General features: G+C 53.7%; 12 protein-coding genes and 2 tRNA genes. All 14 read left to right on the top strand.

All coding sequences use genetic code 11. The features are described from left to right. Positions 1–9 precede the first annotated feature (9 nt). The 14 genes from tpiA (at position 10) to A8710_RS00120 (ending at position 14,949) form a co-directional block, all read left to right on the top strand. On the top strand, positions 10–768 hold the full coding sequence (tpiA, locus tag A8710_RS00185) for a triose-phosphate isomerase (protein WP_068857436.1): 759 nt from the start codon (positions 10–12) through the stop codon (positions 766–768). 12 nt (positions 769–780) lie between these two features. After that, positions 781–1,137: a preprotein translocase subunit SecG gene (gene secG / locus A8710_RS00180; protein WP_068857435.1), complete on the top strand. Its 357-nt coding sequence runs from the start codon at positions 781–783 to the stop codon at positions 1,135–1,137. A gap of 65 nt (positions 1,138–1,202) precedes the next feature. Further along, positions 1,203–1,287, top strand: a tRNA-Leu gene (locus tag A8710_RS00175). Positions 1,288–1,397: 110 nt separating this feature from the next. Next, a tRNA-Met gene (locus tag A8710_RS00170) sits at positions 1,398–1,474 on the top strand. Between the two features lie 185 nt (positions 1,475–1,659). Next, positions 1,660–2,121, top strand: a complete 462-nt coding sequence (gene rimP, locus A8710_RS00165; RefSeq protein WP_068858092.1) for a ribosome maturation factor RimP — start codon at positions 1,660–1,662, stop codon at positions 2,119–2,121. Between the two features lie 29 nt (positions 2,122–2,150). Beyond that, positions 2,151–3,623: a transcription termination factor NusA gene (gene nusA, locus A8710_RS00160; RefSeq protein WP_068857434.1), complete on the top strand. Its 1,473-nt coding sequence runs from the start codon at positions 2,151–2,153 to the stop codon at positions 3,621–3,623. 38 nt (positions 3,624–3,661) lie between these two features. Continuing rightward, on the top strand, positions 3,662–6,376 hold the full coding sequence (gene infB / locus A8710_RS00155; protein ID WP_068857433.1) for a translation initiation factor IF-2: 2,715 nt from the start codon (positions 3,662–3,664) through the stop codon (positions 6,374–6,376). 12 nt (positions 6,377–6,388) lie between these two features. Next, on the top strand, positions 6,389–6,802 hold the full coding sequence (rbfA, locus tag A8710_RS00150) for a 30S ribosome-binding factor RbfA (protein WP_264753514.1): 414 nt from the start codon (positions 6,389–6,391) through the stop codon (positions 6,800–6,802). 7 nt (positions 6,803–6,809) lie between these two features. Beyond that, positions 6,810–7,739 carry a tRNA pseudouridine(55) synthase TruB gene (gene truB, locus A8710_RS00145; protein WP_068857431.1) on the top strand — a complete coding sequence of 310 codons (930 nt, stop codon included), beginning with the start codon at positions 6,810–6,812 and terminating at the stop codon, positions 7,737–7,739. 96 nt (positions 7,740–7,835) lie between these two features. Beyond that, positions 7,836–8,105: a 30S ribosomal protein S15 gene (gene rpsO / locus A8710_RS00140; RefSeq protein ID WP_068857430.1), complete on the top strand. Its 270-nt coding sequence runs from the start codon at positions 7,836–7,838 to the stop codon at positions 8,103–8,105. A 213-nt stretch (positions 8,106–8,318) separates the two neighbouring features. Continuing rightward, a complete protein-coding gene (pnp, locus tag A8710_RS00135; RefSeq protein WP_068857429.1) occupies positions 8,319–10,400 on the top strand; it encodes a polyribonucleotide nucleotidyltransferase in 2,082 nt (693 codons plus the stop codon). A gap of 212 nt (positions 10,401–10,612) precedes the next feature. Beyond that, complete coding sequence (locus A8710_RS00130) at positions 10,613–11,644, top strand: hypothetical protein (RefSeq protein WP_068857428.1); 1,032 nt, start codon at positions 10,613–10,615, stop codon at positions 11,642–11,644. Positions 11,645–11,730: 86 nt separating this feature from the next. After that, on the top strand, positions 11,731–12,732 hold the full coding sequence (locus tag A8710_RS00125) for a putative solute-binding protein (RefSeq protein WP_068857427.1): 1,002 nt from the start codon (positions 11,731–11,733) through the stop codon (positions 12,730–12,732). 72 nt (positions 12,733–12,804) lie between these two features. Continuing rightward, positions 12,805–14,949: a TRAP transporter large permease subunit gene (locus A8710_RS00120; RefSeq protein ID WP_068857426.1), complete on the top strand. Its 2,145-nt coding sequence runs from the start codon at positions 12,805–12,807 to the stop codon at positions 14,947–14,949. Positions 14,950–15,053: the final 104 nt, after the last annotated feature.

Below are 15,053 nucleotides of genomic sequence, written 5' to 3'. Positions count from 1 at the left end.
GAGTTAGATATGCGTCGCCCCTGGGTCGCTGGCAATTGGAAAATGAACGGATCGCAAGCTCAGGCTCAGACACTTTTGGGCGAGTTGAGCGAGCTCCGTGAATTGAGCGAAATCGATGTGTGTCTAGTGCCGCCTGCACCGTACTGGTTGCAGATTAATGATGCCGTAAAAGGCAGCTCATTACGGGTATTGGCGCAAACGGTTTCAGAGTATGACTCTGGGGCCTACACCGGCGAATTATCGTCGGCGATGTTGAAAGACTGTGGTGTGTCGGGTGCGCTGGTTGGGCACTCTGAGCGTCGTCAGTTTTATGCTGAAAATGATTATGTTGTGGCCGCAAAATTTAAAGCGTTGCGGCAGGCTGGGCTAAGTCCCGTGTTGTGCGTAGGCGAGACATTGGCTGAGCGTGAAGCCGGTGAGACTTTATCGGTGGTGTCGCGGCAGTTGCTGGCCGTCCTGGAGTCGCAAGGTCCAGAAGCATTAGCGAATGCAGTGCTGGCTTACGAGCCGGTCTGGGCAATTGGTACGGGCTTAACGGCCTCGCCGATTCAGGCGCAAGCGGTACATGCCTCGTTAAGGGCAGTTGTTGCCGCCTTTGATGCAGATTGTGCGGCAGCGCTGAGAATTGTGTATGGCGGTAGTGTTAAGGCATCGAATGCGCAAGGTTTGTTTGCGATGCCAGATATAGATGGTGCATTGGTTGGTGGGGCATCCCTACAGGCCACAGAATTTTTAGCGATTTGCCGGGCTGCCCAGCAAGCGCTTTAACAGGGTAAGAAGATGGAAACGCTGGTTCTGGTCGTACACATATTGGTGGCAGTTGTCATGATTGCACTCATTTTGTTGCAACAGGGCAAGGGTGCCGAAATGGGTGCATCGTTTGGCTCTGGTGCTTCCGGTACGGTCTTTGGTAGCGCAGGTTCGGCAGGGTTCTTAACCAAGCTAACCGCAGGTTTGGCGCTGGTGTTTTTCCTGACCAGTTTGGGTTTGGCTGTTTATGCCAAGCAGAATGCAGCAAAAGCGGGGGCATTTTTCCCTGCAGCAGCGGCGCCTCAGTCGGCTCTGCCTGTGCTGCCTGAATCTGCCGTTGCGCCCGTTGCACCGTTGAATGCCGATCTGCCAACGTCCTCAAAATAAGCGTTGGAAGTTCGATAGGGGCGTGAGCCTCAAAAAAGCCCGGAGGCGGGTTTAAACACCGACATGCGGAAGTGGTGAAATTGGTATACACGCAGCCTTGAGGTGGCTGTGCCTAACGGCGTGGGGGTTCAAGTCCCCCCTTCCGCACCAATTTAAGCTCGTTTTAGTGTCATGCTGAAATGAGTTGTAAATACCGGCGTCGCCGGTGGCGAAAGGGTTTGACAAGTTCGAGTCAGATCCGTACAGTTCGCAACCTCTGATGCGGGGTGGAGCAGTCAGGTAGCTCGTCGGGCTCATAACCCGAAGGTCGTTGGTTCAAATCCAGCCCCCGCTACCACATTCGGACTTTGTAAAAAAGCCCACGCTTAAGTGGGCTTTTTTATGGGTCCTGCGGCAGGCACTTTAGGGTGCTGTGGCTGCCGATACCGTGGGCGATTCGCCCACTTTTTGTTTCTGGCGTTTGGGTTTTGCGAAGTGTCTTCGCGACGCGAACGCATGACGGGGAGAGGGGCCGACATGGCAATCTCGAAGAAAGTCGAAGATCTGACGACGTTGCTCGAGCCAGCAGTAGCGGCTTGTGGTTTCGAGTTGTGGGGTCTTGAGTTTTTTCAGCAGGGAAAACATTCCGTGCTGCGTCTTTTTATTGAAACCGAACGCGAGGAAGGTGTTGGCATTGATGACTGCTCTTCGGTGAGTCATCAAGTCAGTGGCGTGCTCGATGTTGAAGATCCCATCAGTGGTGAGTACACCCTGGAAGTGTCTTCGCCGGGCTGGGATCGCGCACTGTTCAAGCCTTCCCATTACATTCGTTTCATTGGTGAAGAAGTAAACGTGCGGTTGACGGCGCCTATTCAAGGCCGTCGCCGTTTTAAGGGCCATATTCAGGCGGCAGATGATGTGCAGTTGTCATTGCAAGTAGAGGGTGTGCTGGTGCAGATTCCCTTGATGAGCATCGACAAAGCCAACATCGTGCCTAATTTCTGACAAGAACAAATGATCACGCAGGTCGAATCATGAGCAAAGAAATCCTGTTGGTAGTGGACTCCGTAAGCAACGAAAAAGGTGTTGCTCGCGAAGTGATTTTCGAAGCATTGGAGCAGGCGCTGGTTGCTGCCACCAAGAAGCGTTTTGATACCGACGAAATCAATATTCGTGTCGTGATCGATCGTCGCACGGGTGAGTATTCGACCTTCCGTTTCTGGGAAGTCGTTGCCGATGAAGACCACGAAATTCCTGCGATGCAGCTGGCAATTAGCGATGTCGAAGAAAAGGGCCTGAAGCTCGGCGATATCGTTGAAGAATCGGTTCCTTCGATTGAGTTTGGTCGTATCGCGGCGCAAACAGCCAAGCAAGTCATTGTGCAGAAAGTGCGAGAGGCTGAGCGTGCTCTCGTGGTTGACGCCTACCGTGATCGCATTGGCGAGATTCTCTCGGGTACGGTCAAGAAAAGCACACGTGACGGCATGATTGTGGACCTCGGTGCAAACGCTGAAGCCTATCTGGCCAAAGAAGAGATGCTACCGCGCGAAAATTTCCGTATGGGTGACCGCGTGCGTGCTGTGCTCTATGCCGTAAATAGCGAAGGCCGTGGCGCACAGCTTTTGTTGTCTCGTGCCAGTCCTGAAATGCTGATTGAATTATTCCGCATTGAAGTGCCAGAAATTGGCGAAGAAATTATCGCCATCCGTGCCGCTGCGCGTGATCCAGGCGTGCGCGCCAAGTTGGCTGTGAAGAGCAACGATCACCGCATTGATCCGCAGGGCGCATGTATTGGTATGCGCGGTTCGCGCGTGCAAGCGGTCTCGGGTGAGCTCGGTGGTGAGCGTGTTGATATCGTGCTCTGGGATGATAACCCCGCACAGTTCGTCATTAACGCGCTGCAGCCAGCTGAAGTGTCTTCGATCATTGTTGACGAAGACAGCCACAGCATGGACGTTGCCGTTGAAGAAGATCAGCTGGCCATGGCCATTGGTCGCGGCGGCCAGAACGTGCGCTTAGCGTCGGATCTGACCGGCTGGCGTTTGAATGTGATGACCGTTGCTGATGCGCAAGCTAAGCAAGAAACCGAAGCCCAGAAGTTTGTTGATGGCTTTGTTGTTGATCTGGGTGTCGATGAAGATATCGCTGGCATCCTCGTTAACGAAGGTTTCACTACGCTCGAAGAAGTGGCTTATGTGCCGCTGGAAGAGCTGCTGGCCATTGAAGATTTTGATGAAGAGCTCGTTGAGGCTCTGCGTCAGCGCGCCAAAGACGCGTTGTTGACCAAGGCGCTGGTGTCGGAAGAGGGCGCGAAAGAGCCGGCTGATGACCTGCTGGCAATGGAAGGGATGGAGCGCAAGCTGGCATTTGCTTTGGCTGCTCGCGGCATCGTGACCATGGAAGACCTGGCTGAACAAGCCATTGATGACATTGCTGATATCGAAGGCATCACGCCTGAGTCGGCAGCCCAATTGATCATGAAGGCGCGTGAGCCCTGGTTCAACTGAACCTTGGCCACCTCTTTTGCAACGGAGAACCACGCCCCATGGCTGATGTAACTGTCAAACAACTCGCCGAAACTGTCGGTCGCTCAGTGGATGTGCTGCTCGCGCAAATGCGCGATGCCGGTCTGTCGCACACCAGTCCTGATGCTGCTGTGTCTGATATTGAAAAGCAGCAGCTGCTGTCTCACCTGAAGCGTGAGCATGGCGAAGCTGCGGGTCAGCCGCAGAAAATCACTCTGCAACGTAAAACGGTGAGCACGCTGAAAACGGCTCCCGTAACCGGTGGCAAAGCCAAAACGGTTAACGTTGAAGTTCGCAAGACCAAAACCTATGTGAAGCGCTCCTTGCTCGAAGAGCAAGAAGAGTCGACTCGCGAAGCCGAAGAGCAAGCGCGCTTGGTCGCCGAAGAAGCGGTTCGTAAAGCTGAAGCTGAGCGTGTTGCGGCTGAAGATGCTGTGCGTCGTGCTGCGGAAGAGGCGCGTATTGCTGCGGCTGAAGAAGAGGCTCGTAAGGCCGCTGAAGAAGCACGCAAGCAAATGGGTGGCGATGCGAAAGATAACCGTAAACTCAGCGTGCCCAAGGTCGATGTCAAGAAATTAGAGACACCGGAAGAGCGCGCGCGCCGTGAAGAGCAGGCAGCTAAAGATCGTGCCGCGGAAGATGTGCGTCGTCGTCAAGAAGATGCTGCTCGCAAAGAAGCGGAAGAAAAAGCCAGCCAAAAAACATTAGAGCAAGCGCGTCGCATCGCCGAAGAACTTGCCGGACGTGCGCAGACAGTTGCACCAGCAGCCGATACGCCACTGGCTCGCGGTCTGGTGGGCGTCGCGTATGAAGATTCGTTCGCTCGCGAAGATCGTGAAATTAAGCGTGGTACAACGACGCCAACTCGCACGGCCAAGAAAGGTCCGAAGAAGCGTGAAGAGCAGACCTTCCGTCCTGTTCAGCGCACATTAACCAGTGCCCTCTCCAAGAAGCATGGTTTCGAAAAGCCCGTTGAGAAGCAGGTTTACGAAGTCAGCATTGGCGAATCGATTGTGGTGAGTGACTTGGCTCAGAAGATGGCCAAGAAAACCCGCGAAGTGATTCGTGTGCTCATGAAAATGGGCGAAGTGGTCACGGCCGAACAAGTGATTGATCAAGCGACTGCGGGTCTGGTGGTTGAAGAAATGGGCCACGCGCCTAAGTTCGTCAGTGAAACCGCGCTGGAAGATTCGTTGATGGACTCCATCGTTCGTCATGGCGATGCCAAGACGCGTGCGCCGGTTGTGACCATTATGGGTCACGTTGACCACGGTAAGACCTCGTTGCTCGACTACATCCGTCGCGCCAAGGTTGCTGCCGGTGAAGCGGGCGGTATTACGCAGCACATTGGCGCATACCACGTTGAAACGCCACGCGGCATGATTACGTTCCTCGATACACCGGGCCACGCCGCGTTCACCGCGATGCGTGCGCGTGGTGCGAAGGCGACCGATATTGTGGTGCTGGTGGTGGCTGCGGATGATGGCGTGATGCCACAAACGGCAGAAGCCATTGATCACGCTCGCGCATCCGGTGTTCCACTGATTGTTGCCATGAACAAGGTCGACAAAGAGTCCGTGGACTTTGATCGCGTGCTCAGTGAGCTGTCTGCCAAGCAAGTTATTTGTGAAGAGTGGGGCGGTGATACCCAGGTTGTGAAGGTGTCGGCAAAGACCGGTTTTGGTATCGACGAATTGCTCGAAGCCATCCTGATTCAAGCTGAACTGCTGGAGCTAACCGCCGTCTCTGAGGGCCCAGCACAAGGTGTTGTGATCGAGTCGCGCATCGATAAGGGTCGTGGTGCGGTAGCAACCTTGCTCGTGCAGAAAGGCACCCTGAAGCAGGGAGACTTGGTGTTGGCAGGCACGCTCTACGGACGTGCTCGTGCGCTGATTGATGAGAATGGCAAGCAGGTGAAGTCGGTAGGTCCGTCCATGCCGGTTGAGATTCTTGGTCTGCCGGATGCGCCAGGTGCTGGCGATGAGTTCCTCGTCGTTGCCGATGATCGTAAGGCCCGTGAAGTCGCAGACTTCCGTATCGCTCGTGATCGTCAGGTACGTATGGATCTGGCCGAAAGCATGAAGCTGGAAAATCTGTTTGCCAACATGGGCAAGGCAGAAGTGGCATCAGTCAATATCATTTTGAAAACCGACGTGCGTGGTTCCTTGGAAGCACTCACGGCTGCACTTAATGACCTCAGCACGGACGAAGTCCGCGTCAAGATCGTTAGCTCGGGTGTTGGTGCGATTGCTGAGTCTGATGTGGCCTTGGCCGAATCGACCGGCTCCGTCGTGTTGGGCTTCAACGTCCGTGCCGATAACGCGGCCCGTGCGAAGTGCCAAAATGATGGTATCGACCTGCGTTACTACAGCATCATTTATGAATTAATTGATGATGTGCGTGATGCCATGTCCGGTCTGCTCACACCTGAGCGCCGTGAAAATATTGTGGGTATGGCTCAGGTTCGTGAAGTGTTCCACTCCTCGAAGTTTGGCTCTGCTGCCGGTTGTATGGTGCTCGAAGGTAGCTTGTTTAAGAACAAGCCCATCCGCGTCTTGCGCGAAGATGTTGTGGTCTTCCAGGGTGAACTGGAATCGCTGCGCCGCTTCAAAGAAGACGTCATGGAAGTTCGTCACGGCATGGAGTGTGGTCTCGCGGTTAAGGGCTACAAGGACATCAAGGCGGGCGACAAAGTCGAAGTCTACGAAGTTCAAATTATCAAGCGCAGCTTGTAAGAGGCCGACTGAGTGAGTCAACGCACGCAACGCATGGGCGACCAAATCCAGCGCGATCTCTCCGACCTGATTCGTCAGCGTCTGCGAGATCCGCGTCTGGGCATGGTGACAATTTCGGCCGTGAAGGTTAGCCCAGACATGGGCTATGCCGACATTTATGTCACCATCCTCGGTAAGACCTTGGATGAGGCGCCGGATGAGGGCATTGCGATTCTCAATGCCGCGTCGGGCATTCTGCGTGGCGAACTCGGCCGCGGTCTACGCACGCGTATCGTGCCGCATTTACGTTTTCACCATGACGTGGTGGTGACGCGTGGCAATCGCATGGCAGCCTTGATTTCACAAGCGGTGAAAGATGATGCCGAGCGTGCTGAGTCTGCGCCACAAGCGGACACTGCCGATCACAAAGACGGTTCGGCGACCTGAGTCTGTCTTGAGCAAGCCTCGTCGCCCTAAACGCCCCATCGATGGTGTGCTGTTGCTGGATAAGCCACAGGGCATGACATCAAATCAGATCCTGCAGTGGGTCAAGCACCGATACCAAGCTGAAAAAGCGGGGCATACGGGCAGCCTTGATCCGTTGGCGACCGGTGTGTTGCCGATCTGCCTAGGCGAAGCCACCAAGTATTCTCATTACCTTCTCGAAGCCGACAAGAGCTATCGAACGCGCCTCCGTTTTGGTCAACGTACCAATACCTCAGATGCCGATGGCGAGGTTGTAGAAGAGCGCCCCGTTCCTGTCATCACGCCAGAGTCTCTAGAGCAGGTATTGGCGCGCTTTCGTGGCGACATCATGCAGATCCCCTCGATGTTTTCGGCGCTCAAGCAAGACGGTCGTCCACTCTATGAGTTGGCACGTGCCGGCATTGAGGTGGCACGTGAAGCGCGGCCTGTGACGATTTTTTCGCTGACATTAGATGCCCTCGAGCCGCCCTTTGCCGAGTTGACCGTGTGCTGCTCTAAGGGCACCTATATTCGCAATCTTGTGGAAGACATTGGCGAGGCAATAGGCTGTGGCGCACATGTGGTTGAGTTGCGCCGTTTGTCGGCGGGCCCGTTCGATTTAACTCAGGCGGTGACACCCGCTGAAATTGAGCTGCTGGAGCCTCAAGGCTTTGCGGCTTTAGATGCGTTATTGCTGCCGCCATGGTCCGGTTTGGCCGATTGGCCCCGGGTGGAGTTGAGCGAAAGTTCAGCGTATTATCTGCGCCACGGTAATCCAGTGCGGGCCTCTGGCCTGCCAAGCGAAGGCTCAGTGCTGATTTTTCAGGTTGAAGCCGGATGCGAAGAATTTCTCGGGATTGGCTTTGTCGATGATGACGGCATGCTGGCTCCCAAGCGTTTGTTGAAGTCTTCGTACTAACAGACGTGTGTACAACCCCTTTGGGGGATGTTGGCGCGGACTGCAGAGAGGCGCGGTCTGTCGCTGTTCTATTGGCCTCTCAGAAGGAGTAATACCATGGCCCTTACGGTCCAAGACAAAGCTGCGATTGTTGCCAAGTTTGCCCGCTCAGCCGGTGATACCGGTTCCTGTGAAGTTCAAGTTGCGCTGCTCAGCGCTAACATTGATGACCTGCAAGGTCACTTCAAGGCGCACAAACATGACCACCACTCGCGCCGCGGTCTGATTCGGATGGTTAACCAGCGTCGTACGCTGCTTGACTACCTGAAGCGTAAAGACAGCACACGCTACAGCGCTCTGATCCAGGAACTGGGTCTGCGCCGCTAAGCGGAACACACTGGGAGCGGCTTGCCGCTCCCAGTCTTTTCAGCCATCAGAAATGTTGGTTGGTCACAGGATGTGACATGTCGGCCGTCATGGGAGAGGCTTCTAACACCTGCGCTGCACCAAGGTCTGCCCAGCTGTTAGGGGCCTCCGATGACAATCTTGTAAGTATCGGAAAACTAGGGATTGCCATGGGGCAGTCCGCAGAGGAAAAGCATGTTCAATATCGTACGTAAAGAATTTCAATTTGGTCAGCAGACTGTCACCCTGGAAACGGGTCGCGTTGCACGTCAGGCAACCGGCGCTGTTATTGTCACCATGGGTGGCGTTCAGGTTCTCGTAGCCGTCGTCGGTGCTAAGAAAGCCAAGCCAGGTCAGGATTTTTTCCCGCTGACCGTAAACTACCAAGAAAAAACCTATGCAGCCGGTCGCATTCCCGGTGGTTACTTCAAGCGTGAAGGTCGTCCTTCAGAAAAAGAAACCTTGACCTCGCGCCTGATCGACCGCCCGATTCGCCCGCTGTTCCCCGAAGGCTTTGTGAATGAAGTGCAGGTCACGGCAACTGTGATCTCGACGGACAAGCTGCAGGATCCCGATATCGCCGCGTTGCTGGGCACGTCGGCAGCCTTGGCTATTTCCGGCCTGCCGTTCAATGGTCCAATTGGTGCTGCACGCGTTGCCTACATCAATGATGAATACGTGCTTAACCCAAGCTATGAGCAACTGAAAACCTCCGATTTGGATCTGGTGGTTGCTGGTACGCAAGGTGCCGTGCTGATGGTTGAGTCCGAAGCAAAAGAACTGAGCGAAGATCAAATGCTCGGTGCCGTGCTCTTTGGTCACGACGAAATGCAAGTGGCTATTGAAGCCATCAAAGCATTTGCTGCAGAAGTCGGCACGCCACGTTGGGAGCTGACGCTGCCTGCTGTGAATGCCGAGCTGAAGGCGGCCCTCAAGGCAGCTTTTGAAGCGCAGATATCGGAAGCCTATACGATTCGCGAAAAGCAAGATCGTTACACGCGCTTGGATGCCATCAAGGTTGCCGCTATGGCGCAGTTCGCCACAGAAGATGGCGCTGCCGATGATCTCGAAGACCTGTTTGAAGACCTGAAGTATCGTACGGTTCGTGACAATATTCTGTCCGGCAAGCCCCGTATCGATGGTCGCGACACCCGCACGGTTCGTGCACTCGACATCCAAACGGGTGTTCTGGGCAAGGCTCACGGTTCAGCATTGTTCACGCGCGGTGAAACCCAGGCATTAGTCACGGCCACGCTGGGCGGTACACGCGATGCCATGATGATTGATGCCCTTGAAGGCAGCTACACCGACAACTTCATGCTGCATTACAACTTCCCATCCTACTCGGTGGGTGAGACCGGTCGCGAATCCGGTCCTAAGCGTCGTGAAATCGGCCATGGTCGTCTGGCGCGTCGCGGTGTGCACCCCATGCTGCCGTCGTCCGATAAGTTCCCGTATGCCATTCGTGTGGTGTCGGAAATTACCGAATCCAACGGTTCGTCCTCGATGGCTTCGATCTGCGGCGCTTCGCTGGCCCTTATGGATGCCGGCGTGCCGATGAAAGCGCCGGTCGCAGGCATCGCAATGGGTCTGGTGAAAGAAGGCGAGCGCTTTGCCGTTTTGACCGACATCTTGGGCGACGAAGATCACCTGGGCGATATGGACTTCAAGGTGGCCGGTTCTGCAAATGGCGTCACTGCCTTACAGATGGACATCAAGATCGAAGGCATCACTGAAGAAATTATGGAAGTGGCGCTGGGCCAAGCTCGTGAAGCTCGCCTGAATATTCTCGGTCAGATGAACCAAGTACTGGCTCAGTCCCGTGCCGAAGTGAATGCCAATGCCCCGACGTACGCCACCATCCAGATCAGCACGGACAAGATTCGTGATGTTATTGGTAAGGGCGGCGCCATGATTCGCAGCATCTGCGAGCAGACCAAGGCGAGCATCGACATTGATGACTCCGGCTTGGTTCGTATCTACGGCGAAACCAAGGGTGCTACGCAGGCGGCGCTGGCTCGTGTTCAGGAAGTCACTGCTGAAGTTGAGGTGGGTGCGGTTTATGAGGGTACGGTAGCGCGTATCGTCGATTTCGGTGCCTTCATCAATATCCTGCCAGGCACCGATGGTCTCGTGCACATTTCGCAAATCGCTCATGAGCGCGTTGAGAATGTCACCGACCATTTGAAGGAAGGTCAGGTTGTTAAGGTCAAGGTGCTTGATGTTGACCAGCGCGGCCGTATTAAGCTGTCCATTAAAGAGCTAATTGAGTCTTAATGAGCTTGTCCGTTGGGGGCTAACACTAGCCTCCAACGGCATTTGTAAAGAGTAAAAAAAACCACTGAACGGTTGCTCTAAGAGCTTCTATCTTGACAGTGCTTGGTGGTATCTTTTGCCCGTCCTGTCAGTAAGTGCTGACACGCTTTTGCTGCATCCATAACAATAATGCGCCTAAGCGTCACAATAATAATCAACTCAAGGAGAAAGACATGAGTGGCTCCAGCCTACTCCGTCGCGGTTTCGCCGGTGCCATCATTGGCGCATCCGTTCTGCTCTCCGCCTGCGATCCGCTGGCGTTTATCAGTAACCAAACCCTGCGCTTCGTTGAAAAGAAGCTCGTTCCACCCATGCTGAAAGACACCGATTACCTGATGGCTTGCCAGTCGGGTGTTGCGGTTACGCCGCTTCTGATGGCGACCGAAAATCTGGGTGCCGATGCTAATCAGTTGGGCACACTGCTCTACACCACCGCAGCACTGTGTGCTGAAACCGTGGCCTTCGATAATGAGCTGCGCTATCTGCGTGCCTCGCGCGCCGGTAACGTAGAAGAAGCTCAAGACGCACGTATCGCGCAAAAGCGCTTCGCTGAACTTGCCGCTCGTCGTCAGCTCAATGCTTACAACCGTTTCGTGACGTACTACGAAAAGCGTTACGAAATCAAAATTGGCGAAGAGTGCACTGACTTCTACAAAGACTTCGATGAGTTCGTCTACATGCTCGGCCTCATCACCGGCCTGCAGGCGGTTCTCAACGACATCACTGCTCAGCAAGCTGTTGGTGTGCCGCTCGATATCGCTGCAAAAGCCGAACGTGCATTCTCTTGCTTGGATAACAAAAAGTGGTGGGGCGTACCGGTTGCAGCGCGCGCTGTGATCTGGAACGTACTGCCAGGCTTAGATGAAGGCAAAGATGTTTGGGGTGCCTTCAATGCCTCTATGGCATTGGGTGAGGCTGCTGGTGTTCGCTTGCCGCACGCTATGTATGCCCTGTCTGCGGTGGGTAAAGATGATAACGCCCGTGTTCGCGATGCCATTCGTCGCTTCACTGCGGTAAAAGAAGATTTCAAACCTAACCCTCAGTATGGCTTGGTAGACAGTCTGGCGGGCTTCATTGTCTTGTCCTTGTCCGACAAGCTTTGGACTGAGGGTGCAGGAACACGCACACCGCCGGGTAGCTTGGGCAAATTCTGGGATGAAAAAGTTGAAGCTCCTGAAGGCGTTGACGTCGGTGACCTGCTCTAACCCCGTGTGAACTTTTTAGGGCTCATGGCGTTCAACGTCATGAGCCCTACATTCGGCTTAAAATTGATTAAACAGAGGGAACTCAAATGCGTAAGTTAAACCTACTAGCAGCATCCGTATTCGCGGCAACTGCAACTTTTTCGATGCAAGCGTCAGCGGCAAGCAAAGTTTGTGTGTTCGATATCCTCGGCGCGCAAGGCGATGTCACTGGCATGATGAAGGACTATGTCCTGGCCGCTAAGGGCATGGGTGGTCAAATTGAACTGAAAACCTACACCGACGAACGTACCGCCGCTGAAGACTTCAAAGCGGGTCAATGTGATGGCGTTATGTTAACCGGCCTGCGTGGTCGTCAATTCAATGACTTCACGGGCTCCCTCGACTCCTTGGGTGCAATCCCATCGAACAAAATCATGGAAAAAGCCCTGGCAACATTGGCTAACCCAGCGCTGGCCTCGAAAATGGTTCAAGGCAAATATGAAGTGGCCGGCATTGCGCCCGCCGGTGCTGCTTTCCTGTTCGTGAAAGACCGCTCCATCAACAGCGTAGAAAAGCTTGCCGGTAAGAAAATTGCCGTGTTTGATTACGACAAATCACAAGCCAAAATGGTTCAGAAAATTGGCGCTCAGCCCGTTTCCTCGGACATCACCAACTTCGCTGCTAAGTTCAATAACGGCGCTGTAGATATTGTTGCAGCACCTGCGTTGGCCTATAAGCCATTGGAAATGTACAAGGGCTTGGGTAAGAACGGTGCCATCGTGCGCTTCCCAATCGTTCAGCTGACATTCCAATTGATCATCAACAAGGAAAAGTTCCCTGCTGATTTTGGTCAGAAGTCACGTGTTTACTGGAACGCGCAAACACCACGCGCCATGGGCATCGTGAACAAGGCAGAGAAGGATATTCCAGCGGGTGTGTGGATGGATCTGCCAGAGAAAGACAAAGACGGTTATATCGTGCTCCTGCGTGACGCACGTATTGCCCTGACCAAGGAAGGTATCTACAACCCATTCACCATGAAAGTCTTGAAGAAGACTCGTTGCTCGGTGAATGGTGCAGATGCCGAATGCTCGCAGAATCTCGAGTAATTTGAGCCATAGCGAAATGATCGCCAGAGTCTAATGAGACTCTGGCGTTTTCATTCTTCAAGGAAGCTAAAAATGAATAACAAGCCGCTCTTCCTCAACCGCAGTGGATTGGAATGGTTTTCCAGCCTGCCGGTAATGTGTTTACTGCTGTTGACGCTAATCATTGGCACCGGGGAAATGTTCCACGGTCAGCTTTTGCGCATGGGCGAACGCATGTTCGGTGACCCTGCCAACAATATTCAGTACTTCATGTTGCGAGCCGATCCGACTAAGCCGGATTGTGACCCCAATATGGATATCGACGCGGCTGTTGCCGCCCAGGCAGCAGCACCCGCTACTGTCTCAGATGATCCGCTAGATGCTCTCTTTGCTTCAGAGCCGCAAGATCCTGCGGCTATTCGTGACTCAATGGAAAAAGCCAAGGCGCTTTGCATTGAGAAAAACACGATGTATGAAGGCATCGTTAAAAATATTACGCCGAAAGTTAAAGCGTTCCGTGCGATTGAAACGGGCTTCTTCGGTATTTTTAAGTTTGGTACCGAAAACCGACCATTGCTTTTATTGGTGATGTTTGCAATTGCAGCGGTAACGACGACGCTGGGTACGCATCACATTGGTCTGCGACCACCGCGCTATAAGAAGGACTTCCCGGTTTATGGCGTTTCGATGGTCATTGCCAATGGTCTGGGTCTTTTCTCTAGCTACTACTACTACAACAATGTGTTGTTGAGTTCGGGTATCCCGGTTGAAAAGCCCATTCTGAACTACATCATGATTGCCCTATTTGCGGTGCTAACGGCTATCAGTGTGGTTCGTTTGCTGCGGCCACCCGTTGATGCTGAAGAGGGTGGCAGCTGGGGCTTAGGTCTGCTCTCCATCCCACTGTATGCTTTCATGGCAATTACTTCGTCCATCTCATTCTTGGGCGAAGGTCATGCTGCAGGTCTGGCCATTTACCTGGGTCAGTTGCTGGAGTACTCGGGTATCTTCCTCAACTTAGCGCTCTATATTTGGGCCGGTATGTTGTTGAAGCAAACGCGTGTCGTACACCTGTTTATGGATGTTGTGCGTCCGTTTAACTTTTCACCAGAAACGCTGACTTGGGTTATCTTGGTTGCTGCGGCGATTCCTACAGCCTATACCGGCGCGTCAGGTATTTTCGTTATTGCAGCGGGTGCGATTGTTTATAAGGAAGTCTTGCAGTCGGGCGCGCGTCGTCAGTACGCCTTGGCTGCAGCGGCCATGTCCGGCTCCCTCGGTGTTGTGCTTCGTCCGTGCTTGCTGATTGTATTGATCGCCGCATTGAACAAGCAGGTAACCACCAATGAGCTCTATGGCTGGGGTGTTTCCGTATTCCTGTTGACCTCTACCATTTTCTTCCTGATCTCGCTGTATCTGCGTGAAGGCAAGAGCCAGCCAACCGATATGGGTGTAGCACTCCGTGGTGCGGCTCGTGCACTGGTTCCGGTCTCGCCTTACATTGTTATCGTGGTGGCCGTCGTACAGGCTTACCAGTACTTCCTCGATACCAAGCTCGATGAATTTACTGCACCAGTGATGCTGCCGGTGATCATGTTGTTCATCGTCATCTTCGACAAAATGCGTCGTGAGCCGAAAGCGGTTGCCGTTATCAACAACCCTGAAGCTGAGCGCCGCGTAGGTTTGGAAGGCGCCGTTCGATTTGCAACCAATGAAACGATTGGGCATATCGGTGCTTTGATCATGCTCATGGCACTCTCGGTTTCCGTGGGTGGTGTGATTGAGCGTTCAGGCTTGATGGAAAACGTTCCAGAGAACTTCGGTAACATCTGGTTGGCGCTCACCATCATGATGGGTCTGTTGGTGTTCATTGGTATGGTTATGGATCCGTTTGGTGCCGTGATCTTGGTCTCTGCAACCATCGCGCCCGTGGCCTACAGCAACGGCATTGATCCGGTCCACTTCTGGATGATCGTACTGACAGCTTTCGAGCTGGGCTATTTGTCGCCACCCGTGGCGCTCAACCAGCTCTTGGTTCGTATGGTGGTTGGTGAGAAGGTCATGGATGAAGCAGATGCAGAAGTGGCTAACAAGTCCTTCTACTATCGATACGAACGCTGGATCTTGCCAGTTGTGGTCTTGGCGATTGGCTTGCTGACGGTTGTGTACGGTGGTCAACTCTTAGTTGAACATGGTGCCGAATGGCGTGCATCGCTGGATGCCATGCTGGGTAGCTAAGTTGTTCTAAGTAATAAAAAGCCGACCTCAAGGTCGGCTTTTTATTGGGCGTCATTTTATTCAGCAAATGTGGAGCAATAAAAAAGCCGGCATATAGCCGGCTT

The sequence above is a fragment of the Perlucidibaca aquatica genome (genome assembly GCF_001676655.1).
Lineage (GTDB): Bacteria > Pseudomonadota > Gammaproteobacteria > Pseudomonadales > Moraxellaceae > Perlucidibaca > Perlucidibaca aquatica.
The sequence above is the reverse complement of the archived record's forward strand: the minus strand, read 5'-3'. Positions and strand labels throughout refer to the sequence as shown.